We start from the raw sequence: 25,778 nt of genomic DNA, 5'->3' as shown, positions 1-25,778 counted from the left end.
TTTACATTGAAAAGGGATAAAATGTCATGGTAGCGCTATATATATCGTCTTTTATCCTGTATGCACAATAAACATGCCTTTGTTTTGGTCAGGACGAACATTGTTTATGGAAGGAAAGTTGCAGTAACATAAGTTAAACCTACTCAATAGAGGAAGAAATACATCATGTCTAAGCCACAGGAGGGTCATATGGAAAACGAAAAAGAAAAACGCCACCCGAAAACGTTTGAGCCTTTTGCATTTATTCTCATTGTGGCTACAAGTGTTCTGGGAGCTATTATCGGAATGCAGATCGTAACCAGCCTGGGGGTGACCCCAAATACGGCCATCATCGGAGCGTTAATCGCGATGCTGATTGCACGTATCCCGTTTAACTGGTTTTTACGTTATAAATCGGTACATCGTCAAAATCTGGTCCAGACGGCGATTTCCTCGGCTACCTTCGGGGCGGCCAATAGCCTGCTGATTCCGATTGGAATTCCATATCTCATGGGAACCCCTGATTTGGTCGTACCCATGCTGCTGGGGGCGGCGTTGGCTATGTTCGCAGATGCAACGATACTGTACAAAATTTTTGATTCCAGACTGTTCCCCGCCTCGGGTACCTGGGCTCCGGGTGTTGCGACAGCGGAATCCATCAGAGCCGGGGACAAGGGCGGCAAGCGTGCCGGATTGCTGGGTGTCGGCGCACTGATCGGGGTAGTCGGCTCTTATCTCAGCATTCCGATGTCTGCCTTTGGTGTTGCTTTTATCGGTAACATTTGGGCCTTGGGCATGTTTGGTGTCGGCTTATTGATTCGCCAGTATTCCATGCCGCTATTTCAGATTGATGTAAATGCGCTATACATTGCGCATGGAGTGATGATCGGGGCGGGCATTGTAGCGCTGATTCAGGCTGCTGTACTCGTATTCGGCCGTTCCGGCAAGAAAAAGGACAGTTCCGCTGCGTTTTCGGATAAAGCTTCAAATGAAGCATCCGGCACGAGTAGCATTGTCGTGGATGGGGCTCCCGTACATGCCTCTTCGCAGGATGAAGAATACACCCGTCCGATTGCAGAGGCTCGTCGTACGCTTGGACTCGGATTCATCGCGTATCTGGCGATTTCCCTGCTGATCGCCATCATCGGTGGACTGGTTACGCACATGTCCGTAGGCATGCTGATCGGCTTTATCGTGTTTGCAGCCTTTGCCGCGTTCGTGCATGAAATTATCGTCGGCATTGCCGCCATGCATTCCGGGTGGTTCCCCGCCTTTGCGGTCGCCTTCATTACCTTGCTTGGCGGTATGATGATCGGCTTTCCGCCAGTGGCTTTGGCATTGCTGGCCGGGTTTAGCGCGGCTACAGGTCCTGCCTTTGCGGATATGGGCTTTGATTTGAAAACAGGCTATATCCTGCGTGGCAACGGTAAGGATAAGGAGCTGGAACGGGAAGGTCGAAAGCAACAGTATATAACGGCTCTGATCGCCTTCGCTGTTGCACTGGTGACTGTAGCTCTGGCTTATCCGAGTTATTTTGCGCAAAATCTGGTGCCACCGATTGATAAAGTATATGTATCCACCATTCAGGCCGGAGCTACACCGGGTGTGGCAAGCCAGCTCTTGCTGTGGGCGATACCGGGAGCGATTCTCCAACTCATAGGTGGCTCCAAGCGCCAACTGGGTGTTATGTTCGCGACAGGGCTACTGATTGCGACAGCGAACGCGTGTTGGGCTGTTCTGGCCGGCATCGCAATTCGCTTCCTCGTAACCCGTTTCGCAAAAAAAGAGGTCGTTTCTTCCATGACGATTCTGGCCGCAGGTTTTATCGCAGGGGATGCGCTGTACAACTTCTTTAATTCCGTATTTAAACTAAAAAAGTGAGATGATGCAGATGGACGCTTTGAAGCTGGATGAGAGAATTGTTGAATATGCCGTTTATGGCGGTGCTGTTCTGGGCGGAGGAGGCGGAGGCAGGATTGAAGAAGGTCTGCGGATCGGAAAGCTGGCTCTTGAAGTGGGACAGCCGAAGCTGGTATCCGTCGAAAGCTTCGCAGATGACGATCTCTTCGTCACCGTGGCTGTCGTTGGTGCCCCGGCTGCTCCGAATAAATATGTGAAGCCTGTTCATTATGTGAAGGCGCTGGAAATGGTGTCCTCCATGACAGGAAAGGGTGTCCGGGCCTTGCATACGAATGAAAATGGCGGCGAAACAACGATTAACGGCTGGTTTCAGTCGGCTTTGAGTGGTATTCCGGTTGTGGATTTTGCATGTAATGGCCGGGCACATCCGACGGGTACAATGGGCTCTATGAATTTGACCGAGCTGCCAGATTACGTTAGCCGTCAGGCTGCGGTGGGCGGACGCGGAGAGCATTATATTGAGGTAGGGATTTCAGGCTCTCTGGACCATGCTGCATCGCTGGTTCGTAAAGCCTCGGTAGAAGCTGGAGGACTTGTAGCGGTTGCGCGGAATCCGGTTACGGCTGCTTACGCGAGAGCCAACGGTGCGCCGGGAGCCATTTCCCGAGCAATTGCTGTCGGAGAAGCGATGCTGGCTCATCAGGGCGAAGCAGCGATTGCAGCCGTGGTCGCTGAGCTGGGCGGCAAGGTGATCGTCTCAGGAGAAGTAACAGAATGCAAGCTTGAAACTTCGGGGGGGCTTTGATGCCGGATTGGTTCATATTACCTATAGCGGCCGTGCCTACGAAATGACCTTCTGGAATGAGTACATGTCCCTGGAGTTTGACGGAAAGCGACTGGCGACTTTTCCAGATTTGATCATGACACTGGATCTGGATACAGGCAGACCTGTAATCACTGCCGCCGTAGCGAAAGGACAGCGACTGGCTGTCATTGCGGTTCCGAAGGAAAAGTTGCTGCTGAGTACAACTATATTTAACACCAAGCTGCTGCAACCGATTGAGCAAATTATTCATAAGCCTATACTGTCCTATCTATAAATGATTTCGGGAGGAATGCAAAGATGGCACTTCAACAGACATTAACCGTATTCGAAGCGCTGGACAGCGCCTATGTAAACGGAGAGCGGGTTAAGCAGCTTTTCGCCGGATACGAGGATATTGTGGTAACCGTAAAACAGGTAATCGGAGCCAAGGGAAGCACGGATTTTATACAAGTGCTTATTCCGGGTACGGAAGGTAAAAGCTCGGGAGGTACAGCACCGACATTCGGCATTGTCGGACGCCTGGGCGGGATCGGCGCACGTCCTTCCCGAATTGGTCTTGTATCTGATGCGGATGGAGCTATTGCGGCGGTGGCTGCCGGGCTTAAGCTGGCGGATATGCAGATCAAAGGTGACAAGCTGAAGGGTGATGTGATCGTAACTACACATATTTGCCCGGATGCACCTACCCGTCCGCATGAGCCAGTTGATTTTATGGACTCCCCTGTGGATTTTTTGGAAATGAATCGTCATGAGATTGTTCCCGAGATGGAAGCTATTTTGTCTATTGATACAACCAAGGGCAATCGTGTCATTAACCATAAGGGAATCGCCATTTCACCCACGGTGAAGGAAGGCTATATTTTGCGAGTCAGTGAGGATCTGCTGCGCCTGATGGAACAGACTACGGGACAACTGCCTGTTACTTTTCCGGTAACCACGCAGGATATCACGCCGTACGGTAATGACTTATACCATATTAATTCGATTTTGCAGCCTGCTGTAGCGACGAATGCGCCTGTAGTCGGTGTGGCTATTACAGCGCAGGCTGCTGTACCAGGATGTGGCACCGGAGCGAGTCATGAGATTGATATCGCGGCTGCTGTACGTTTTTCCATAGAAACGGCCAAGGAATTTACGAATGGCACTTGTGCATTTTATGACCCGCAGGAATTTGTCAAAATTAACGAATTGTACGGCTCCATGAAGATACTTCAGACAGCAGGCAGTGCGCAAAACCACGGCTGATGCTAACAGGGCAGGCCACAGGCTTGCCCTTTGTCGTCAGGAGCGTAAAATAAAATGGATACGAAAGCAGGGGATTAAAGATGGATAAGCTTGGGATGATTACGATTGGGCAAGCGCCCCGGACAGATGTGGCTCCTATCGTGGAACGGGCTTTGGAAGGACGTGCAGAACTGATACAGGCAGGTGCGCTGGACGGTCTTTCTTTTGCTTATATACAAGAGCATCTCTCTCCGTCGCCGGGAGAATATGTATTGACTTCCCGTCTGACGACTGGAGAGTCGGTAGTTATATCACGCGAAAAAATCCAGCCGCTGCTTCAGGAGAAAATTACGCGCATGGAGGAACAGGGCATTCGTACGATTTTATTGCTGTGTACCGGCGTATTTCCGGGATTGCATACCCGAACCGCCTTTTTGATCGAGCCGGACCATGTGCTTCCTCCTGTGATTAAGGCGATGTCTGGCGGACGGCGGGTCGGCCTGATTGGTCCGCTGGAAGAGCAGAAGGACAATCTCAAGCTCAAATTCAATCCTCACGGAATGAATCCCGGGTTTGCGGCGGCCTCGCCTTACAGCAGCAGTGAAGAGGAATTTCGCCATGCTGCCGGGCAGTTCAAGGATCAGGCTGATCTTATCGTGCTGGATTGTATGGGGTATACGGATGTTCACAGAGAACTGGCGGCGCGTTACGCGGGGGTTCCAGTCGTATTGTCCAATGCCCTGATCGGCAAGCTGGTATCGGAAATGGTGTAAGCATATAAGCTGACTGAAAATTTACATGATGGTCACTACACAGGCGGATGGTGCTGCTTCCCATCGCTGTTGCCCCCGGATTTCCGGAATGAATGCACTACGGTAGAAATCCGGGAGCAGCTTAGGCTTACGATGCGAGCTTTCCTACGGAAAGCTTTCAGGCGATCGCTATCGCTTGTCCAGCACCATTCCGCCTGCTCCGTTCCTATGTAAATATTTGGAGGTTAGCTTATACTGTATAAAAATAGGAGGTAAAAAAATGAGCCAACAACGTGTTGAAATTAGTAAAAATGTATTGCAAAAATGTCTGGGACTTACCGCTGGAGAGACGCTTCTGGTGGTAACGGACGATGATAAAAAGGAATTGGGCGAGTCCATTTATGAAGCTGGCAAGGCGCTGGGGGCTGAAGCTGCTATTTTGACGATGAAGGTACGCTCCAAATCGGGGGAGGAGCCTCCGGCACCTGTCGCCGAAGCTATGCTCCGCTCCAACGTTGTCGTATGTGTCACCCGGTATTCGCTGACGCATACCCATGCCCGCAAGCAAGCCGCAGCGGCTGGAGCGCGTCTGGCGACGATGCCTGGCATGACGGACGACATGTTCATGAACGGGGCGATTGCTGCTGATTATCCGAAGGTCAAGGCGTTGACCGAAGAGGTGACCGCATTATTGACGGCTGCCAAGCAGGTGCGGATTGAAAAGGATGGTTACAGCCTGAGCTTTAGCATTGAGGGTCGCAACGGCGTGCCCAGCACGGGCATGTATCTGAACCCTGGCGAATCCGGCAACCTTCCTTCCGGCGAAGCGTATATTGCTCCACTCGAGGGGACGGCGCAAGGCCAGATTGTTGTGGATGGCTCTGTTGCGGGAATCGGTGCCTTGAAGGAGCCGCTACTGCTGATGGTCGAAAACGGCAGGTTGACAGCCGCAGAAGGGGAAGCCGGACAGCCCCTGCTGGAAATACTGGGCGACGGTGACGGCAGAATGCTGGCCGAATTCGGTATCGGGACGAATGATAAAGCGCGTATTACAGGTGTTGTACTGGAAGATGAGAAGGTATACGGCACGATTCACGTAGCTTTTGGCAGCAATAATACTTTTGGTGGGACCATCGCTGCGGGTGTACATATTGACGGTGTCGTTCAGCGACCGGATGTATATCTGGATGACCGCCTGATTATGAAAGCAGGGCAACTGCTGGAGCGTTAGGTGAATGAGAAACAGCAGGAGCTGTAAAAACGGGGAGGAATTCATCATGCTCGGAATTATCAGAGTGCTTACCATGCAAGACGAAGTAGCTATTGGCCTTCACGGCCGGGTTATCGAGCAGCGCTACGGACTGCCTGTCACCAGTGTATGTATCCCTGACCAGCCGCAGGGAATCTATGATGATGCAACGGATCGGGAATCGGTGCCTAAAATTGTGGTTGCAGCGCAACAGCTCGTCGAGCAGGGCTGCACGTCCATTGGCATTAGCTGTGCGGCTGATCCGGCACTGGAGGAAACCCGTCAGGCGGTGAATGTACCTGTATACGGCGCAGGCTCCTGCGCGGCGCATCTGGCATTGACAGCGGCCAGTCGTGTCGGTGTGTTAACCATTTTGGAGGAGGCACCCCCGTTGATCCGCCGTATCTTGGGTGAGTCTTACATCGGCACAGAACGCCCCGAGGGTGTACGTACAACGCTGGACCTGAACACTCCGCAAGGTAAGGAGGCGGCCATGGCAGCGGGGCTGCGGCTTCAGGAGAAGGGTGCAGAGGCCATCGTGCTGGCCTGTACGGGTTTTGTGACGATGAACTTCGCACCGGAGCTGGAGCGCAGGCTGGGCATCCATGCCATTGATCCGATTGTGGCGCTCGGCGCAGCCGCATCAGTGCGTTGGGAGCGGGAGAATGAGGAAGTTCAGGCAGGATAAGCCTGGCTCATAAAATAATAGGGTATGAAATAAACCGCCTTTTCCTGAAAAGGCGGTTTATTTGCGTTCCATCCGGTAAAGGTTTTGTTTTGTAAACTTTTTTGGTACACTATCCTGAAAATTAAGTTAGGCGAGAACTTTGCAGAATCCTATATATGTGCCGTTACCGCAAAATAAATAGCAAGGTGGTCTGTCCATATGAAAATACCGGGTGTAACCGTTCAGGAGCTTATGACAATGCCCGTATTGAAGGAGGCGAAGGTACTAAGCGGAGAGCAAGGGCTAAATCGGATTGTCCGTTTTATTGATATTATGGAGGTCCCTGACTTGAAGGGCTGGATCAGGGAAGGCGTACTATTGATGACAACCGCTTATTCCATCCGTCATGAGCCTGAGGTATTGTGTCAAATTATTCAATTATTGCATCAGGGCGGGGCCGCAGCACTTGCGATCAAACCGACCCGCTTTCTCAAGGAAATTCCCCGCAGTGCGCTGGAGGAAAGCAATGCCTGTGGCCTGCCCGTGATTGAGATTCCGGCCGATATTCCATATACAGATATTACACAGCGAGTCATGGATATAGTGTTGAATCGGCAGGCAGAGCTGCTGCGACGCTCGGAAGAGATATATCGGACCTTAACAACGATGGTGCTGGAGAACAGCGGTATACAGGCTGTAAGCGATAATATTGCAGAGCTGCTTAAAGCCCCGGTTGCTTTGATTGATAATGGAGGCCGAGCCATCGTTACTTCACCACAGGAGTGGAATTGGGCGGAGGCGCAGGATTCCCGCTATTTTCCGATTAATGTCGATAAACGCACGGTTGCCAAGCTGGTCATTGCCCGCAATGAGCTGGATGATATGGAGCAGGTGGGGATTGAGCAGGCACGCCTGGTCATGGCGTTGGAATTAATGCGTGAAAAGGCGGTAGAAGATACGGAAAGCCGACTGCGGGGTAACTTTATTGATGAGCTGATGACCCCTCCGGTGCCGTTGCGGCATGAGGTTGAGCGCCGAGGGCGTCAATTGGGATTTAACCCGGCATATGATTGGGAGGTCGCTGTACTGGAAAGCGCTACCGCTCCGCCAGAAGAGATTCTGTCCGGATTGCTGATTCAGGAATCCACCCGGCGACGTGTGGTTTCTCATATTGAGTTCCGTTCCAATCGGGCAATATTATTTCTGCCTACTCTTCATCCGAATGACCATCATGACGGGGCTGGCGATGATCAGGGACTAACCTGGGCTGAAACGCTGAAGAACTGGAACAGTGAAAAAGCATTGGGAACGGGCGATTATTATATAGGCATAGGAAGTGCCAAAAAGCTGTGGGAGCTGATGCAAAGCTATAATGAGGCACGACGTGCCATCACCGTATCCCAGCGGCTGTATCCCGATAGACGTGTATGTAAATTCGGAGATATCGAAATGCACTATATGCTTGGGGAAGCAATGAACAAAGAGGAATTTGCCGATTTGTTTGAACGTAAGCTGGGCAAACTCCAGCAGTATGATCGGTCTCATGGCAGTGATTTGCTTAAAACGTTATTTTATTATCTGGAAAATCGGGGTAGTCTGATGGATACGGCAAATTATCTTTTTATACACCGTAATTCGGTCAAATACAGATTGGAACGGATTCGTGACATTGCGGATTTTGATCTCAACGATCCACGCGAGCAGTTCATATGCCATACCTGTCTGATCCATTATTATTTGCGGGAACATAAGTAGGCAGATACAGTTGGTTTATGGGACAGGGAGGAAAAGACATGGATAAAAAAATATTAGTAGCGGACGATGAACCCAGCATTCGAAATGCGCTAGCCTATGGGTTGAAAAGAGAAGGTTATTTGGTAGAAACCGCTGTTGACGGGGAAGACGCATTGGAAAAAGTCCGTTTATTCCACCCGGATGTGCTGGTGCTCGACGTGATGATGCCCAAGCTGGGCGGATATGAGGTGTGCCGCCGTCTGGAAAGTCGGAAGGGCATCGGCATTTTGCTGCTGACTGCCAAAAACGATATCGTGGACAAGGTGCTCGGGCTCGAGCTGGGCGCGGACGATTTTATGAGCAAGCCCTTTGATCTGCGAGAGCTGCTCGCCCGCATCAAGGCGCTGGTACGGAGGCTTGAACGGGAGGGAGCGCCTGCACCAGAAGGATCAGAAACGGCACTTGGACCGTTGCGCGTGCGTCCGTCCAGCAGAACGGCTGAACTGGAGGGAACAACGCTGGATCTGACACCCAAGGAGTTTGATGTGCTGGCGCTTCTGGTGTCACATGCCGGGCGGGTGTACACACGGGACGAGCTGCTGGAGCAGGTATGGGGCTTCGATTATGCAGGGGGAACGCGGACCGTGGATATTCATATCCAGCGCCTGCGCAAGAAGCTCGAACCGCATCAGTCGCTATTGCAGACGGTGTATGGAATTGGCTATAAGGCGGAAAAGATGCTGTGAACGAACGCCAGTTGCTTGGCGCTGGACCCTATCCCCCTTTATCCGAACTGAAATAGGCGCCCTGAAATTGGAAAGGTTTTTTGGCTTCCATCACATATCGTACATCCCCGTGAATATACTTAATAACCAACAAGGCCAAACTGTGCCGTGTATCCACTTGGGGGGTGCCTAACAATGCCGGAACCACGTCAGCCATATTCATTCGTCGTATCCCGCGAAGATTGGTCGCTGCATCGCAAAGGGTACCAAGACCAGCAGCGTCATCAGCAGAAGGTCAAAGATGTAATTAAGCAAAATCTGCCTGATCTGATTACGGAAGAAAATATTATCATGTCAGACGGTCAGCAGATTATTAAAGTACCGATCCGCAGTCTGGACGAATATCGCTTCATTTATAATTATCAAAAGCAAAAGCATGTAGGCCAAGGGGACGGTGACAGTCAGGTTGGCGATGTCATCGGACGCGATCCTGCTTCCCAGAAGCCCGGTAAAGGTGAGAAAGCCGGAGACCAGCCCGGACACGATATTATGGAGACGGAAGTCAGCATGGAAGAACTGGAAGATATGCTGTTCGAGGACATGGAATTGCCGCATTTGCAGCAGAAAGACAAGGAACAGATTGAGGTTGAGTCTATCGTATTCAATGACATACGCAAAAAAGGCATGCAGGCAAATATTGACAAGAAGCGAACCATTCTCGAAAATCTGCGCCGCAACGCACGTCAGGGCAATCCGGGCATTCATCATATCAGTCCGGACGATCTCCGTTACAAAACATGGGAGGAAAAAACCATCCCCCAATCCAACGCGGTGATCATTGCGATGATGGATACTTCAGGCTCGATGGGATCTTTTGAAAAATATTGCGCCCGCAGCTTCTTTTTCTGGATGACCCGCTTTTTGCGCCGCCAATATGAAAAGGTAGAGATTGTCTTTCTGGCGCACCATACCGAAGCCAAAGAGGTCACCGAGGAAGAATTTTTCACCCGTGGAGAAAGTGGCGGAACCATCTGTTCTTCGGCTTATCTCAAGGCATTGGAGATTATCGACAAGCGCTATCCTCCTTCCCATTATAATATTTATCCCTTCCATTTCTCGGATGGCGACAATCTGACCTCGGACAACGAACGGTGTGTGAAGCTGATCGAGGAGCTTATGAAGCGCAGCAATATGTTCGGCTATGGAGAAGTGAATCAATATAACCGCAGCAGCACACTGATGTCAGCCTACAAGAACATTAAAAAGGATCAGTTTATGTACTATGTCATCAAGGAAAAGGGCGAGGTATACCAAGCCTTGCGTACCTTTTTTCGCAAACGGGAAGGGGGAACGGTGGGATGAGTAGTGACCATCAGGAGCTAGAATATGCGATTGCTGAGATTATGGAGATAGCCAACGGATTCGGGCTGGACTACTATCCGATGCGGTATGAGATTTGTCCGGCGGATATTGTATACACGTTCGGGGCCTATGGGATGCCCACGCGCTTCAGCCACTGGAGCTTTGGAAAGACGTTTCACAAGATGAAGATGCAGTACGATTTTGGCCTAAGCAAAATCTATGAGCTGGTCATCAACTCCAATCCCTGCTACGCCTTCCTGCTGGATGGAAATTCTTTGGTTCAAAATAAACTGATTGTCGCCCACGTGCTGGCGCACTGTGATTTTTTCAAGCACAACGCCCGCTTCTCAGCTTCCAACCGCAATATGGTGGAGAGTATGTCCGCTACGGCAGACCGGATTAACGGTTATGAAATGGAATACGGTTCGAAGGCCGTCGAATCCTTCATTGATTCGGTACTGGCTATACAGGAGCATATTGATCCGCAGTTGATCAAACCGCAGCATCTGGATAAACAGCGATATATGGAGCTTAAAACCCGTGAGCAAAAGGAAGCGGGAAAACGGAAGCGCCCAGACGGGCCTTACGATGATCTGTGGTCACTGGACACGGTACAGGAGCAGCCCGATCCGTCTGAGAGCGAAGGCATTCGGGTACGACAGTTCCCGCCTGAACCGGAGAAGGATGTCGTCTGGTTTATTCAGGAATTTTCAGAAGTGCTGGAGGACTGGCAGCGGGATATCATGACGATGCTGCGGGACGAAATGCTGTATTTCTGGCCACAGATGGAGACCAAAATTATGAATGAAGGCTGGGCCTCCTATTGGCACCAGCGGATTGTCAGGGAACTGGATTTGACCGGGGATGAAACCGTTGAATTTGCACTGCTGAATGCTTCTGTCGTACAGCCTTCCAAGCAGAGCCTGAATCCGTATTATTTGGGGCTTAAAATATTTGAGGATATTGAAAAGCGATGGGATAACCCAACCCGTGAAGAGCAGGAGCGACAAGGACGCAAACCGGGCGAAGGACGCGCTAAAATGTTCGAGGTACGGGAGCTTGACTCAGACACCTCTTTTATACGCAATTACATGACCAAGAAACTGACCGAGGATTTGGATCTGTACGTATTTGAGAAAAGGGGGCCGGATTGGAAAATCACAGATAAATCGTGGGAGAACATACGAGACCAGCTCGTATTCTCGCGTGTGAATGGTGGCTCCCCTTATATCGTCGTTGAGGATGGAGATTATCTGCACACAGGCGAGTTAAAGCTCAAGCATCAGTTTGAAGGGATTGAGCTGGATTTAAAATATATGGAGCGTACGCTACCGTATGTGTATCAGTTGTGGGGGCGGACCGTTCATTTGGAAACGATGATTGAAGGCAAGCTGGCCTTATTCTCATACGACGGCAAGAAGCATCATCGCAAGTTTGTATAAGGGAGCAGGGTAACGAACGCAGAATGAATATCTAAAAAGGTGCAGCCGTAAAACGGGACTGCACCTTTTTTCTATCCCATCCACAGCAGTCGAACGACAGCCATACTCACAATACCGACAACAACGGTAGCCAGCAGGTTTTTGCTCCATAAGGCAGTCACCAGTGTAGGAAGGATCGCAATAAGCACTTGCCAATTAAAAGTGACGGAGCCTTCCGTTCGAACGAGTAGATGTTCCATCACGAGCGCCGTGAAAATGCAAATAGGGATGTAGGACAGCCATTGGAGCACAGGCTTGGGCAGCGCCAGCTTTTGCAGCACGACGAAGGGAATGATTCTCGGGATGGCTGTGACGACCATACCGCCGATAATGATGTACATGACATATGGATCAATGTTCATTTGTCAGTTAACACTCCAATCGTTGCGGTAATCATAGTAGCTACAATAACGGCGATATGAGATGGCACCCACCAGGATAAAAGGTACATCAGGATTGCCATACACAGCACGAGCAGCAGACGGTGCTTGAGCTTGGAGGTCTGGACGCTTTGCAGCTGGGAAATAAGCAGAGCCAGAAACATAGCCAGCAAGGCAAAATCCAGACCAAATGCCTCTGGCCGGGAAATCCAGTTCCCGAGAATCCCTCCTGCCACACAGGAGGCAATCCAGACGAGGTAAGCAGTTATATTGAGCCCGTTCATCCAGCGATCACTGATCTGTCCACCTTTGGCCAGCTTATCAGAGGCTACCCCGAAGGATTCGTCTGTCAAAAGAACACCAATCCCTATATTTTTCCACAATGAATACTTTGAGAAATAAGGAGCCAACGATGCGCTTAACAACAGGTGGCGGGCATTTACAATAAAAGTCGTTAAAATAATGACAGAGGGGGGACTGACCGTAGCCAGCATCGAGCACATAATAAATTGGGAAGCTCCTGCGTAGACAAGCGCCGACATCAGGGCAATTTCCATCGTGCTAACACCTGACGAGGCCCCCACAATGCCTGCCGCGAAGCCAATACACACATAACCGAGCAACGTAGGGATACAATCCTTGACTCCTTGTAAAAAGTGGAGTGGATCGCGCTCCGTTTTGCTCAACCCCGAAGCTATAGACATTTCAACCTTCCCTTCATTCTAAATTTCATTATAGTATATAACGGAACCTTGAAAGTAATCAATATATTATACATTTGTATGTTATAGTGAACATCATCTATAGCGAACGGGCCTACTTTTGTATCCGTTGTAATTAGTAATGTATAGCCTCCAGAAGATATTTAACAAATTATTTGAATCCGTTGAATATAAAACAAAAATCACTTTATTAGCGATTGAAGAAATCAACATAATCCATATAATAATAAACAACGAACGTTATATATTCAACGAAAGTTCGATTAAATTTTGTTGTAACCTAAATGCTTATTGAGTTATCAGCACATTCTAGCAATATAATATCGAGGTGATCGACTAATGAACATAACGCTTTTTGGTGGTAGTGGTGCAATTGGGAAAATTTTGACTGAGGTAACAATTCAAAACGGGGATAACGTTACCCTTTATGTTAGAAATGCGGGGAAAATTGGACAGAAACATGAGCAGCTAAATGTTGTCGAGGGTCAATTATCTAATCAAGACTTGGTGGAACAAGCACTATCGAATGCTGATATCGTCATTAGCACATTGGGACCCGCGCTCGATACGTCCAGAAAATTAAAAGGTACCCCTGTTGCGGATGGTCATGAGGTTATTGTAAATGCGATGAGAAAGTTAAATAAGAAACGACTCATTACACTTGCTACTCCAACCTTGAAATCTGATAAGGATCGGAATTCGATTGCCACAGTTGTACCAGGAATTATGGCCAAAGTGATGTTTCCGAATGGTTATCACGAAATGAAAAAGCTTGAGAAAATCATCAAGCGATCTTCTTTAGACTGGACAGTAGTTCGGATTATTAATCCAAATGTAAGGCATAAGGAAAACGTTCATTATGCTTACTCGCTAGGCGATCAGCCAGCCAAGATGGGGGTATCCCGAGAAAATATCGCTAAATTTATGTATCATGCAGCTTCCGAGCCATCCTTAATTCATCAAATGCCGATTGTATACAACAGTTGAGAAATGATTCGATCTGTTTATCAAGTGAAGGGAGAGGAACGAGATGAAAGTAGAGATTTGGTCGGACATTGGCTGCCCATTTTGTTATATTGGAAAACAGCGTTTCGAGGACGGGCTGGGACGGTTTGCATCCAAAGATAAAGTGAATGTGGAGTACCGTAGCTTCCAGCTAGATCCTTATGCCGAGAAATACCCTGCTTACGATGTACATGACTTATACGTTTCAAAGCATGGTGGCAGCAGGGAAGAAGCCAAGGCCATGCATAAACAATTTGCCCAACAAGCGAAGAGCGATGGAGTGGATTTTCAATTTGACCGAATAATCCCTACTAATTCGCTCGATGCGCATCGATTGATCAAGTTTGCGGGTACCTATGGCAAGAGTGCGGAAGTGTTGGAGCTTTTGTATAAAGCGTATTTCACAGATTCCAAGCATATCGGCGACGCGGACACACTGGCCGACATAGCGGCAGAAGCCGGTATGGATCGCGAGAAAACGATCAACATGCTGGAAAGCACGCAATATGCGGATGAAGTTCGAGCAGATGGGCGCGAAGCAAGCAACCTTGGAGCTAAAGGTGTACCTTTCTTTGTCATCAACCGCAAATATACGATTTCAGGCGCAGCACAATCAAGCGAAGTATTTCTGGAGGCGCTGCAAAAAGCATGGGACGAGGAACATCCGCTGATGACGTTAGATGCGACTCTAAACCAAGAATCAGGCAATGTTTGCGAGGATGGTTATTGTACGCCAAAAAACAGTTGACGGAGGCGCCATTAAAGTAATCGTAAAACAGCGGCAGTCCAGGACTTTATTTTCTCGTCTATAGCTGCCGCTGTTTCTTTTATTGGAACTCTTTGGGTTTTAATGCTTGGCGAATCAGTTGATTGAATTGACTCATATGGTGATCAAAACTGAATTGTTCGTCAGTGGCTGTACGTGCAATAAGGCCGTCAATCAGCGCATACAACCAGAGAGAAAGGGTCTCTACATCATAGTCTGGATCAACTTGTTCCTCACGAATAGCATTCATTAGCAGATTTTTGAATGATTCACGCATGATGATATCACTTTGATTGAAGACATGTCGTACACCCTTATTGCGTGAAGCTTCAGCCAAAATTTCGATCCATAATCTCTGGTCCATAGGATATACAGGGTCACTGACACAGCTAGTGATAATCGTCAAAATCTGTCCGAGTGGATCTTTTTCGGTATCTTTAAATTCCATCTTGGTTAAGGCATGGCGCTGTTCTTCTTCCACCAGTGCAATAATAAATGCATCTTTACTCGGAAAGTGGCGATACAGATTCCCAGCACTCATGCCTGCTTCTTTTGCAATTTCGACAATGCCTGTTTTGTGAAATCCATTGCGTGAAAAACATCGAACAGCAGCCTCGATGAGCAAGCGTCTGCTATCGTCTTTTTGTTTCATTCGTTTCGATTTAGGCAGTTCAGAGTTATTCATTGTACTTCAAATGTACAGGGATATCTTCTTGACTCTTATCCCTGTAACCTCCTTGCTTCGAGAAATAATGTACATCTATCATACCATGTACATTACCATAGTCTGTATTTGGATTAAAGCGTATTAAAGGCTGGGCGCTCTTTATTGTTAATATCTCCAAGCAGAGGTAAACGAGACAGCATATTCGCCAGGAAATAAGAGTCCCAAGGGAAATGTTCAGTGATCCCTAGACCGACTACATCATAAGACCGGGCCACATCTTGCAAAACTCGGATAATGGTTTCCATACTTGATCCTTGTGGAAAGCTCTTGGTGTATTTCTCGTATGTTCCCGGATAAGCAACCAGAAGGGAACGGAATTCTTTCATATCCAGTACATCCAGATCAAAATGGACAATAATCTTGGATGGTTTTTTCTCAGCTAGCCATTCGAGTACTTTAGAACTATCCTGTTTAATTTCATCTGGACCTACAATATCCAATTTCATATTTCGCATTGGGTCAGAGTTAAGGGGTTCGAACATATCATTCAATCCTACATATAGGATTTGTTCAGGTTTAAAAAGATGAGGAACCTCAGCAACAAATTCCTGATCACCTACACCAAGCAAATTGGCAAGAACATGAGCATGATGATTTTCAAAGTCTTCAGGGATTGAGACATCAGGGTGAGCATCAACCCATAGCAGAGCAACATCTCCATCATATTTCTCATTTAAATAAGAAAAAGGAGCAAGTTCTACACTGCAATCCCCTCCAAGGACAACGATACGTTCAGGATTATGTTTATGAATTAGACTTTTGGCTGATCTAGCTTGTTGCAATACGGTACTTCTTGCAATTATACCTTGTTCTTTTTCTACATTAGGGTTCAGATCCACCGGTACTATTTCAAAAGGACCATCGGACATGGGAGCAAGCCAGTTTAACAAGTGAGCTCCCAGAACGTAAGGAGGGTTGTTCCCTCCTTGCCATTGAGGGAATAACAAACGCAGTGTACGGCTTGTATCCATTTCATTCATAAGACATTTCTCCTTTTATTTAAGTTAGTGATCGTTCATTCACTGAAAATGATACAAGATTACTTTTTATATTGCAAACCCTAAATAACAGAGAATGCCTACTTGAAATTATGCTGATTATACAATGACAATCATGAAATTCTAAAGGAAGCTTTTTTATCTTTTATTATTTTTATAGCAAATGAGAAAGATTCTTTTTGATAAAGAAGGAGCAAGCCGATGGCAGTTAAGACAAAGAGTAAAAGAAAGATAGAAACGCTCATATACTAAAGGCAATTCACGACATATAGAAAAATTGTCGTTATAGGCTCTATTAGTGACAAAACTAATTACAGCGGACATCTTTAGTTTTTTATCAATTAAAGCATTTATATTCTCTAGCAACTCTTCCAATTTCACGTTCATTTGCTTCGTTTTTATTGTTTGCTAACGAGAATGTTAAAATGAAAATATTAAAAGGTATATTGTACCTTCTGCCCTTGGAGCCAATGCGGGACTCAAAAGCAGAGCACAAAGACACTTCAACAAATCTGATTGTTAGAGTGTCTTTTGTTAGAAAATGAGCAATTTTGTGAAAATCGAGTTTTTAGTTTGCGTTCACTCATGTTGTTGCAAGCAAGCGGTGAGCAGACATTGAGGGAACTACTGCTGAACAATAACCACTCCGGGATATTTGTTTCCGGTATGAATCTGACACTGTCTGATGACGAAAAATATTATTTTTGCGAAATGTTGAGCGAAGTGTATAATTTTGTTTCACAGGAAGGGTGAAACAGTATAAAGCGCTTTCGCATGAGTATGAAAGCAGCGAGAATGATAAATAATGATCTGTTCAGATTGGCAAAAACCTCCGGTGGCTCGGGGATTTTTGTTGTTTATAAGAATTTTCCGCATGTATACAGATGTTTGGCACGGAACTTGCAATACTAATAAATGAGAGAGACGAAGGGGGGAGACACATAATCGGTGTAATGTTATTTTCTTTTTGCCTATCGCTCTCATTTTTGCGTTATTTGCTGTAGGCATTATTGGATACGCGCTCGGTGTTTTGGATGCCGGTCAGGGAGTCATCCTTGGCCAGAATTTTGTGGGATATACAGCTTGAATCCATGGTATTGAGTTGCAAAGGAAAATGTAAGCGGTTTATTTTCGGTATCGTAGTACATGCAAAATTTCAAAAAAGGATGTGAAAGAATATGAAGAGGAAGTTAAGTGTGCTGCTTATTTTTTTTATGGTAATGGGTCTACCTTTAACTCCCGCCATTGCTGCGGATCCTGGTTATTATGATGAAACATACCGTAATCAGATTCATTTTTCCCCCGAGGCTAACTGGATGAATGACCCGAATGGAATGGTTTATTATAAGGGTGAATATCATTTGTTCTACCAGTACCATCCGTACGGAACGGCATGGGGACCGATGCATTGGGGTCATGCGGTGAGCAAAGACCTTATCAATTGGAAACATTTACCGATTGCGTTATATCCGGATGAAAACGGTCAGATTTTCTCGGGAAGTGCAGTGATCGATTGGAACAATACAGCAGGGTTCGGAAAAGAAGCGATGGTTGCGATCTTTACTCATTCCAAGGATAACGGCCAGGTTCAAAGCATTGCGTACAGCTTAGATAGAGGCAGAACCTGGACTAAGTATGAAGGAAATCCAGTAATGCCGGATCCCCCAATATCGGATTGGCGAGACCCTAAAGTATTCTGGCATGAAGACTCCAGACAATGGGTGATGTCTTTGGCCGCAGCGAATAAAGTAATGTTTTATACTTCGCCCAATTTAAAAAAGTGGACCTATGCAAGTGAATTTGGTGAAGATAACGGAATACAGGCCAACAGTCTGGATACCACTTCGTACGCTATGTCCTCACAGGAAGGCGCTTCATTCTCCTATGAGGGAGATATTACCCTTAATAAAAGAATGGCCGGGAAGGCTCAGGAGGTCTGGTTTTTCGTGCTGACAAAAATGCGAAAAACGGTTATGTCGTCAGTCTGGATGCCAAAAATGATGTCGTTACTTTAAATAAGAATGTCGATGGATCGAATACAGAAATTGCAAGCAAGTCTTTAACCCTAGGAACCTCATCAACTTACAACGTGCAGGTAGACGTATATGGTCATGACATTCAGGTGTTTGTAGATGATCAGTCTGTAATTAAAGAAACTGATACTGAATTTGATTATGGTTATTACGGTCTGACCGCCTGGAATTCAACAGCTTCCTTCCGAAATGTGAATTTCAAGAACACCTCTAACTTTGCAACCAATCTATCTAATTGGACAGCTGTAACCGGCCGGTGGGAAGATACCATGAAGGGGAAAAGCGGTACATCTGCAGATGATGCTTTTATCATAAGTGGTAAGACTGGGGACAACTTTATATATAATGCGACTATAGATTTGTCAGAGGGAGGAGATGAAACAGGATCACTTGTTTTCCGGACGGATGCTGATGCGAAAAATGGATATATGGCGAGTATCGATGCTTTAAACGATAAAGTGAAAATCGTGAAAATGGAAGACGGGAATAGAACTGTTCTGGCTGAAACCACAGTAACGCTGGATACTTATCAAAGCCATGATTTAAAAGTGAGCACATTTGGAACAAATATAAAGATGTATCTGGACGGAAATCTCATTCATGATATCGATGATGCAACCTTCCTGTCCGGCCATTTTGGATTACATCTTTTGCACTCTTCTGCGATTTTTCAGGATGTTCAATTGGGTAGAAATATCATGACCGATGAGAAAGAAATCACCAATCATGATTTTGAAACAGGCGATATAACCGGATGGACTGTGACCCAGGGTGATACTTTTTCGGATGATCATGTATCCAGTGAAGCGACTTATTGGGGTGGATCCTTCGGACATGAGGGGAATTATCACTTGTGGGGATATTCCAAGCTTCACGAGGGAGATGAAGCAACGGGTGAACTGCATTCCTCCTATTTTAAATTAAGCGGATCCGGTGAAATCAATCTATTGTTAGGAGCAGGCGATGATGGCGATAATACCTATGTATCATTGGTCAGAGCAGCCGACGATAAAGAATTGATCCGCCAGGCCAATACAAAATTTAATGAAGAAAAATATTCAAAATACGTATGGGACGCGTCCAAATATATTGGTGAAGTGTTATATATCAAGGTAGTAGACCATGCCAAAGATGGTTACGGTCATATAAATGTTGATGATGTTAATGTTTATAATGAAGGGACCATATCGGATAAAGTTGACCAGGTTGCAAAAGAGCCAGAGAAAACAGATATGAAACAAAGCGGACTCCTCACAGATTGGTCCGCTGTTTCTGGACAGTGGATTCCTTCCACAAACGGCAGCATCGGAGGAATATGGGAATGTCCTACGTTAGTCGAATTGCCGGTTGATGGCGACCCTTCAAAAAGAAAGTGGGTCCTACAGGTAAGTATAAATGATGGTGCTCCAGCAGGCGGATCGGGCATGCAGTATTTTGTAGGCAGCTTTGACGGTAAAACGTTTAAAAATGAAAATAACTCCGATAAAGTGTTATGGACTGACTATGGAGCTGATTTTTATGCTGCTGTGGATTGGAGTGGAGTAGAAGGGGAGAATGGTGAGAAATATTGGCTCGGCTGGATGAGTAATTGGAAGTATGCCAACGATACACCCACCTCAACGTGGAGAAGTTCAACAACACTGCCGCGGAAGATGGAGCTGACTCAAACCGCAAAGGGTCTACGTTTAAAACAAACCCCTATTTCGCTAAAAAGCATTCGTGACAGAGGGGATCGTATATCGTATACCAATAAAATGATATCGGGTAACAGCCATCTTCTTTCTAATTTATCAGAAGATACATTTGAACTGATCGCTTTGTTTGATGTATCAAATACGGAAGCAACAGAATTTGGCTTTGAAATCCGTAAAGGAAGTGAGCAATATACTACTGTCGGTTATGATGTCTACAACGAGCAATTATTCGTTGACCGTACTCATTCAGGAAATTTTGATTACGGAAGTAATGTAGTTGGCAAGCATGAGGGACCATTACATGCTAAGAATGGCACGGTTAAATTGCAGGTAATTGTTGACAGATCAGCTGTAGAGGTGTTCGGTAATGATGGTACGACAGTGATTACCGATCAGATATTCGCGGATTCTGCAAGCAAAGGACTAAAGATCTATAGTAAGGGCGGAAATGTAAAGCTGAAATCTTTGGACCTATATCCTCTAAAGAGTGTATGGAAAGAAAAGAACTCTTCTTTTAAATCCAACTTATCAGGTTGGACCACCGTTAACGGGAAGTGGGCCGACACCATTCATGGAAAACAGGGACAGAGCAAGGGAGATGCTTTCATAGTATCAAAAGTGACTGGCAGGAATTTTGTATATGAAGCCAATATAAACGTGCCAGATACAGATTCCCACCCCGGTAATGCTGAAAAAGATTTGATAGATAACTCCATTGGAGCGGGTTCATTGGTTTTTCGTTCTGACTTAACAGCAAAGAATTCGTATGCAGCAAATGTTGATATAAAAAATAATATTGTAAAATTAATTAAATTTGTTGATGGGACCGGATATGAAATTGCGACATATAACAATGATGGAAAACTGGATTTACAGCCAAATACAGATTATCATCTCAAAGTAGAAGCGCAAGGCAATATCACTAAGGTTTATTTGAGTAATAAATTAGTTATCGACACAAAAGATCAAACTTATAAAGAAGGATACTTTGGTCTCAATGTATGGGATACAACGGCTTTTTTTAATGAAGTTAAAGTGAAACTAAAACATAAAGATGAATGAATAAGAAAAATGATATTTGTATCTCTATGGATTTAGTTTGTGTCGCCGCACAGCGACACAAACTTTTTTAAAATCACGCAATGCTGTTAAAGGCTGACTGTAGCGCTCGTTGCGGCGGTATGGAAGCGGGGATCAGTGGGAATTATAGCAACCTTAGGATCGTCGGACACCTTTTGCTGTTCTTATGCTTCAATCCTTGATTCACCTTGCGCTACGAAACGATTAACTTCTTCCAACGACGGCAAGGCTGCAATCGCTCCAACTTTAGTGCACACGATGGCGCCGACTTGATTGGCAAGTGTCACAAATTCCTGCTGCTGCTTCGCGTTGGAGGTAAATGCCTTAGGCTGACTCAGCTGGCTGATTTGATACAGCATTGCTCCGACGAAGGCATCTCCGGCACCAGTAGAGTCGATCGATTTGACAGTAATACTGCCGATTAGCGAACGGGAGGTACCGTTTGAGATGAGAGTTCCTTCTTTCCCTAAGGTAACTGCCACCGTCTTGGCTCCTAACCCATGCAAAAGATCCAATGAAGCATTGCGGTCAGCCAGCCCTGTAATGATGTTTAATTCCTCTTCGCTTACTTTTACCAAATCCGCATTGTGTATTCCTCTTCTTGATAGTGTGATAAATTCCTCCAGCCTGTCTTTCCAAAGGTCCCCCGATAATTGGGATCAAAGGAGGTGAATTGCCCATTGGCCTTCGCTTCGTCCAATAAAGACAAATACGCTTCCCGAAAAGGATCGGCGAGCAAGGCCGTTGCCGAGCCAAAATGCAGAATGGCAGCCTGACGGGTCCATTCTCTATCAATGTCCTGCAGAGACAGTTGACGGTCAGCTCCGCGGTTGAACACGAAATCCCGTTCGCCGTTAGCGGCAAGGGAAACAAAGGCCAGTGTAGTCGGCGTTGCCGGATCAAAAGGAGCATGGACGTATCCACATGCTGCTCCTCCAGCGTTTGCTTCAGGTACATACCGAAGGGATCGGCTCCGACTTTCCCCAAGAATGACGCTTTTCCTCCGAGTTTGGCTACGGCTGCGCTTACATTTGCCGGAGCACCGCCGGCCTGCTTGGAGAAATGCTGACCCTTGGCAAGATTGACATCAATATCCGTGCAGAAAAATCAATAAGCAGCTCGCCCACACAAAGAACCGTTCCGTCATTTTTCACATTGATTCACCTCTTGGTAGATTAAGTTTAGAACAGGCGTCGAATCCCGGTATACGATATCCGTTGCAACATGGGTCACTCGGTACGGCATGGTATTGTCTTTGATTCTGGACAATAACATTTCGGCTGCAATAATACCCATCTGACTACTGTAAATATGCACGGTTGTAAGATGGGGCTCGACAACCCGGGATTCCGAAGCATCATCGAACCCGCAGACAGCAACATCCTCCGGGATTTTAATTCCCTTGTTTTTCAAAGATTTTATCACGCTGATGGCAATGAAATCATTGGCACAAATAAAAACGGAGGGGCACTCCCTCAGGGCATCCAATTGCTGTTCCATCCAGTTCTCCTCTATAAAGAAGTTGCGGTCCGGCGCTACAATGCTATAGGCAGGATCTACGGCGATTCCTGCTTCTGCTAAGGCTTTATTAAATCCGGTCCAGCGTTCATTGAAGCTTTTGCAGTGATTGTAATCGCCTACAAAACCGAAGCTTTCATAGCCATGATCGATTAATTTCCGGGTAACACAGTATGTGCTATGCTCATTTTCCATTAATACCAGATCTGCCTTCAATTCCGGATACACCATATCTGCAGCGCAATCAATAAAAATGGTTGGGATGCCAAGATCCGTGATCAGCTTGCTGTATTCCTTGCTGAACATTTCGATGCAGAAGATGCCAGCCACATTCGAAGGCTCGAAATTACCGGGTAGGGTCATCGTATTGATATCGTTCTCACGGACAAAATAAATGGATAAAGTATAGCCCTGGTTGCTGATTTCCTTCTCCAGCCCGCTGATCAGCAGCGATCCAAAGTGTGAGCTATTGGGAAGATTACAGGTCAAAAGTGCGATATTGCCCTGTTTTTCAGAGGCTGTTTCCATATAAGAAAATTGTTTGTATTTAAGCTCCACTGCTTTTTTGATCACCTTGTCCCTCGTTACGGCAGGAATATTCTCTACTCCATTAAGCGCCTTGGATGCAGTGTTTCTGGAAATTCCCAAGGCATCAGCGATGTCTTGAATAGTAACCTTTGACTTTCTCGTCATATTGTTCCACCTTATTCTCCCGAATTAAGATTCTTCATATTTCTAATATATAGTATTTTCATGCTTTAACAATGAAATTATTCAAATGAACAAAAAGAGTTTACATTTATTCATTTTTGGGTGCATTTTTGAGAAATTTGGTGCTAAAAATATTACATTCCTCTTGAATCATGCATTTTGAATGAATTTAGTTGCCGAAATGTATTGACTTATTCAATGATCACCTGTTAAATTGTAAGAGAAAAAATGTTCAAATGTAAAATGTAAACCCATTCATTTTGGGGAGGTGTAAAATTCTAGCTCTGTTGGAGGTGGGGATATTACCAGCAAGTATTTGAAAAACATCTTGGTGAATTATGTCAGAGAGATGACATAACATGGCTTATAACTGTCTTTAATAACAAGCCGTGAACAGTAGGGGGGAAAAGATTGGCAAACTCGATCGCTCAAAAAAGGGGAGTTAAGGCTTCAGAAACAAAAAAAAGAAATCATTGGCTAAGTTACATGGTTCGAAATTATATATTGTATTTGTTTCTGCTTCCGTCCATAATTCTTACCGTCATTTTCAAGTATGTTCCCATGTACGGCTCAATTATTGCGTTTAAAGATTTCAGTCCAAGAAAAGGAATCATCGGCAGCGAATGGGTTGGATTCGAACATTTTCAGCGGTTTCTTTCATCGCCAAATTTTTACGACATTTTAATGAATACGCTTAAATTAAGCGCTTACGGTCTTATTCTCGGTTTCCCAGTACCCATCATTCTGGCATTGATGCTAAATCTGATCCGAGGAGCGAAGCTCAAGAAGAATATTCAGCTTATTGTATACGCACCTAACTTCATCTCGGTTGTTGTTGTTGCCGGTATGCTGTTTGTTTTTCTATCGCCGACTGGAGTAGTGAACGCTATGGTAACAACCTTCACCGGCAAGCCGATTTCTTTTATGACTGATCCCGCCTATTTCCGAACGGTATATATTTTGTCCGGTATATGGCAAACAGCGGGCTGGTCCTCTATCATTTATGTGGCCACCTTAGCCAATGTGGACCCGCAGCTGCATGACGCTGCAACAATTGATGGCGCTTCATTGATGAAGAGAATCTTCCACATTGATCTGCCAGCTCTCAAACCTGTCATGGCTGTCCTATTCATTCTCGCTGCAGGAGGCATCATGTCGATCGGTTATGAAAAGGCTTACCTGATGCAGACCGCTCTAAACACGCCAACCTCAGAAATCATCGCGACTTATGTATACAAGGTGGGGTTGCAATCCGGCGATTATGCTTATTCTACGGCAATCGGGTTATTCAATTCCGTGATTAACGTGGTCCTGCTGATTTTCGTAAATACCGTCGTCAAGAAGCTGAACGAAGGGGAAGGGCTGTATTAAAGAAGGAGGTATTCATGGATATTCATTACACCGGGAAGGACCGGATTCTGCTCATCATCAATTATATTTTGCTTGGTTTGTTTGTTCTCGCTATTCTGTTACCGCTGGTTTATGTGGTGCTTTCGTCCTTTTTGACTCCAAATACCCTGATTACGAAAGGGTTTGCCATTACATCATCCGACTGGACACTCACGGGATATGCCAAAATCCTAAGCAACGGTGCCATGATCCGCGGTTTTTTTAATGCCATTTTTTATTCAGCAGCCTTTGCGTTCGCAACTGTATTGTTTTCCGTCTTCGCGGCTTACCCGCTTTCGATTGAAGGGCTGGTAGGGAAACGGTCCATTATGATCTTTTTCCTGATAACAATGTTTTTCGGTGGCGGTCTGATTCCAACCTATCTGGTGATTAAGGATTTAGGCATGTTAAATACGGTGTGGGCCATTATTCTGCCCGGCTCGATCAGCGTATTCAATATTATTCTGGCAAAGACTTATTTCCAAGGGCTTCCCAAAGAGCTGTTCCAGGCGGCAAGCATAGACGGAGCTTCTGAGCTCAGTATTTTCTTTAAAATCGTCCTGCCGTTGTCGAAGCCTATTATTTTTGTTCTAGCTTTATACGCTTTTGTCGGACAGTGGAATTCTTATTTCGACGCCATGATTTATCTGGATGATCCGAAGCTGTTTCCGCTTCAACTGGTGCTGCGCTCCATTTTGATACAGAATCAGGTTCAGCCCGGTATGATTGCCGATGCGCTGGCGCAAGCGGAGCTTAAGAAATTGTCCGAAATGATTAAATACTCTGCCATTGTCATATCAAGTTTGCCTTTGATTGTCATGTATCCATTCTTCCAGAAGTATTTCGAAAAGGGTGTCATGGTAGGCTCGATCAAATAACAAATCGGGGGAATAGAG

The 25,778-nt window shown here is 46.1% G+C and carries 18 protein-coding genes and 3 pseudogenes; 15 read left to right on the top strand and 6 right to left on the bottom strand.

All coding sequences use genetic code 11. From position 1 onward, the window contains the following. The first annotated feature begins 189 nt into the window (after positions 1–189). From ASL14_RS03865 to ASL14_RS03820, 10 genes and pseudogenes are all read left to right on the top strand, one after another. A complete protein-coding gene (locus ASL14_RS03865) occupies positions 190–1,860 on the top strand; it encodes an OPT/YSL family transporter (protein WP_134914374.1) in 1,671 nt (556 codons plus the stop codon). 10 nt (positions 1,861–1,870) lie between these two features. Then, positions 1,871–2,939 (top strand): annotated as a pseudogene (locus tag ASL14_RS03860) (DUF917 domain-containing protein). A gap of 23 nt (positions 2,940–2,962) precedes the next feature. Then, complete coding sequence (locus ASL14_RS03855; protein WP_134910524.1) at positions 2,963–3,910, top strand: DUF1177 domain-containing protein; 948 nt, start codon at positions 2,963–2,965, stop codon at positions 3,908–3,910. A gap of 80 nt (positions 3,911–3,990) precedes the next feature. After that, entirely contained in the window at positions 3,991–4,662 is a 672-nt protein-coding gene (locus ASL14_RS03850; protein WP_134910523.1) for an AroM family protein, read from the top strand. Between the two features lie 259 nt (positions 4,663–4,921). Beyond that, positions 4,922–5,872, top strand: a complete 951-nt coding sequence (locus ASL14_RS03845; protein WP_134910522.1) for an aminopeptidase — start codon at positions 4,922–4,924, stop codon at positions 5,870–5,872. Between the two features lie 46 nt (positions 5,873–5,918). After that, complete coding sequence (locus tag ASL14_RS03840; RefSeq protein WP_134910521.1) at positions 5,919–6,578, top strand: aspartate/glutamate racemase family protein; 660 nt, start codon at positions 5,919–5,921, stop codon at positions 6,576–6,578. Between the two features lie 198 nt (positions 6,579–6,776). Next, entirely contained in the window at positions 6,777–8,312 is a 1,536-nt protein-coding gene (locus ASL14_RS03835; protein ID WP_134910520.1) for a PucR family transcriptional regulator, read from the top strand. A gap of 38 nt (positions 8,313–8,350) precedes the next feature. After that, the gene (locus ASL14_RS03830) at positions 8,351–9,037 is read left to right on the top strand and encodes a response regulator transcription factor (RefSeq protein WP_134910519.1); all 687 of its coding nucleotides are present in this window, start codon (positions 8,351–8,353) and stop codon (positions 9,035–9,037) included. Positions 9,038–9,211: 174 nt separating this feature from the next. Then, the gene (gene yhbH / locus ASL14_RS03825; protein ID WP_134910518.1) at positions 9,212–10,378 is read left to right on the top strand and encodes a sporulation protein YhbH; all 1,167 of its coding nucleotides are present in this window, start codon (positions 9,212–9,214) and stop codon (positions 10,376–10,378) included. Further along, complete coding sequence (locus ASL14_RS03820; protein WP_134910517.1) at positions 10,375–11,820, top strand: SpoVR family protein; 1,446 nt, start codon at positions 10,375–10,377, stop codon at positions 11,818–11,820. The genes yhbH and ASL14_RS03820 overlap by 4 nt, the downstream gene beginning before the upstream one ends. Positions 11,821–11,891: 71 nt before the next feature. Here the strand turns inward: ASL14_RS03820 and ASL14_RS03815 are convergent, their stop codons facing one another. Then, positions 11,892–12,221, bottom strand: coding sequence for an AzlD domain-containing protein (locus ASL14_RS03815; RefSeq protein WP_134910516.1), 330 nt, complete (start codon positions 12,219–12,221; stop codon positions 11,892–11,894). Then, positions 12,218–12,943: an AzlC family ABC transporter permease gene (locus tag ASL14_RS03810; RefSeq protein ID WP_134910515.1), complete on the bottom strand. Its 726-nt coding sequence runs from the start codon at positions 12,941–12,943 to the stop codon at positions 12,218–12,220. Before ASL14_RS03810 ends, ASL14_RS03815 begins: the two co-directional genes overlap by 4 nt. A 357-nt stretch (positions 12,944–13,300) precedes the next feature. Between ASL14_RS03810 and ASL14_RS03805 the strand changes: the two genes are divergently transcribed. Then, entirely contained in the window at positions 13,301–13,948 is a 648-nt protein-coding gene (locus ASL14_RS03805; RefSeq protein ID WP_134910514.1) for an NAD(P)-dependent oxidoreductase, read from the top strand. Between the two features lie 43 nt (positions 13,949–13,991). Continuing rightward, on the top strand, positions 13,992–14,714 hold the full coding sequence (locus ASL14_RS03800) for a DsbA family oxidoreductase (protein WP_134910513.1): 723 nt from the start codon (positions 13,992–13,994) through the stop codon (positions 14,712–14,714). Between the two features lie 79 nt (positions 14,715–14,793). On the opposite strand, the gene ASL14_RS03795 is transcribed toward ASL14_RS03800, so the two are convergent. Together ASL14_RS03795 and ASL14_RS03790 are read right to left on the bottom strand one after the other, a co-directional pair. Then, on the bottom strand, positions 14,794–15,417 hold the full coding sequence (locus ASL14_RS03795; protein WP_134910512.1) for a TetR/AcrR family transcriptional regulator: 624 nt from the start codon (positions 15,415–15,417) through the stop codon (positions 14,794–14,796). A 113-nt stretch (positions 15,418–15,530) separates the two neighbouring features. Further along, positions 15,531–16,439: an arginase family protein gene (locus ASL14_RS03790; RefSeq protein WP_134910511.1), complete on the bottom strand. Its 909-nt coding sequence runs from the start codon at positions 16,437–16,439 to the stop codon at positions 15,531–15,533. 1,196 nt (positions 16,440–17,635) lie between these two features. On the opposite strand from ASL14_RS03790, the pseudogene ASL14_RS03785 reads away from it, so the two are divergent. Further along, a pseudogene (locus ASL14_RS03785) lies at positions 17,636–21,246 on the top strand (GH32 C-terminal domain-containing protein). Between the two features lie 182 nt (positions 21,247–21,428). Here the strand turns inward: ASL14_RS03785 and ASL14_RS03780 are convergent. Together ASL14_RS03780 and ASL14_RS03775 are read right to left on the bottom strand one after the other, a co-directional pair. After that, positions 21,429–22,418, bottom strand: a pseudogene (locus tag ASL14_RS03780) (carbohydrate kinase family protein). After that, positions 22,408–23,475 carry a LacI family DNA-binding transcriptional regulator gene (locus ASL14_RS03775; RefSeq protein WP_134910510.1) on the bottom strand — a complete coding sequence of 356 codons (1,068 nt, stop codon included), beginning with the start codon at positions 23,473–23,475 and terminating at the stop codon, positions 22,408–22,410. Before ASL14_RS03775 ends, ASL14_RS03780 begins: the two are co-directional and overlap by 11 nt. Positions 23,476–23,979: 504 nt before the next feature. On the opposite strand from ASL14_RS03775, the gene ASL14_RS03770 reads away from it, so the two are divergent. Both ASL14_RS03770 and ASL14_RS03765 read left to right on the top strand, forming a co-directional pair. Continuing rightward, complete coding sequence (locus ASL14_RS03770) at positions 23,980–24,864, top strand: ABC transporter permease (RefSeq protein WP_223264317.1); 885 nt, start codon at positions 23,980–23,982, stop codon at positions 24,862–24,864. Between the two features lie 14 nt (positions 24,865–24,878). Then, positions 24,879–25,760: a carbohydrate ABC transporter permease gene (locus tag ASL14_RS03765; RefSeq protein ID WP_134910508.1), complete on the top strand. Its 882-nt coding sequence runs from the start codon at positions 24,879–24,881 to the stop codon at positions 25,758–25,760. The last annotated feature ends 18 nt before the right edge of the window (positions 25,761–25,778 follow it).

Origin of the sequence: Paenibacillus sp. IHB B 3084 (genome assembly GCF_001447315.1) — a bacterium.
GTDB lineage: Bacteria > Bacillota > Bacilli > Paenibacillales > Paenibacillaceae > Paenibacillus.
Note: the sequence above shows the minus strand (reverse complement) of the source record. Positions and strands in the feature narration are given on the sequence as shown.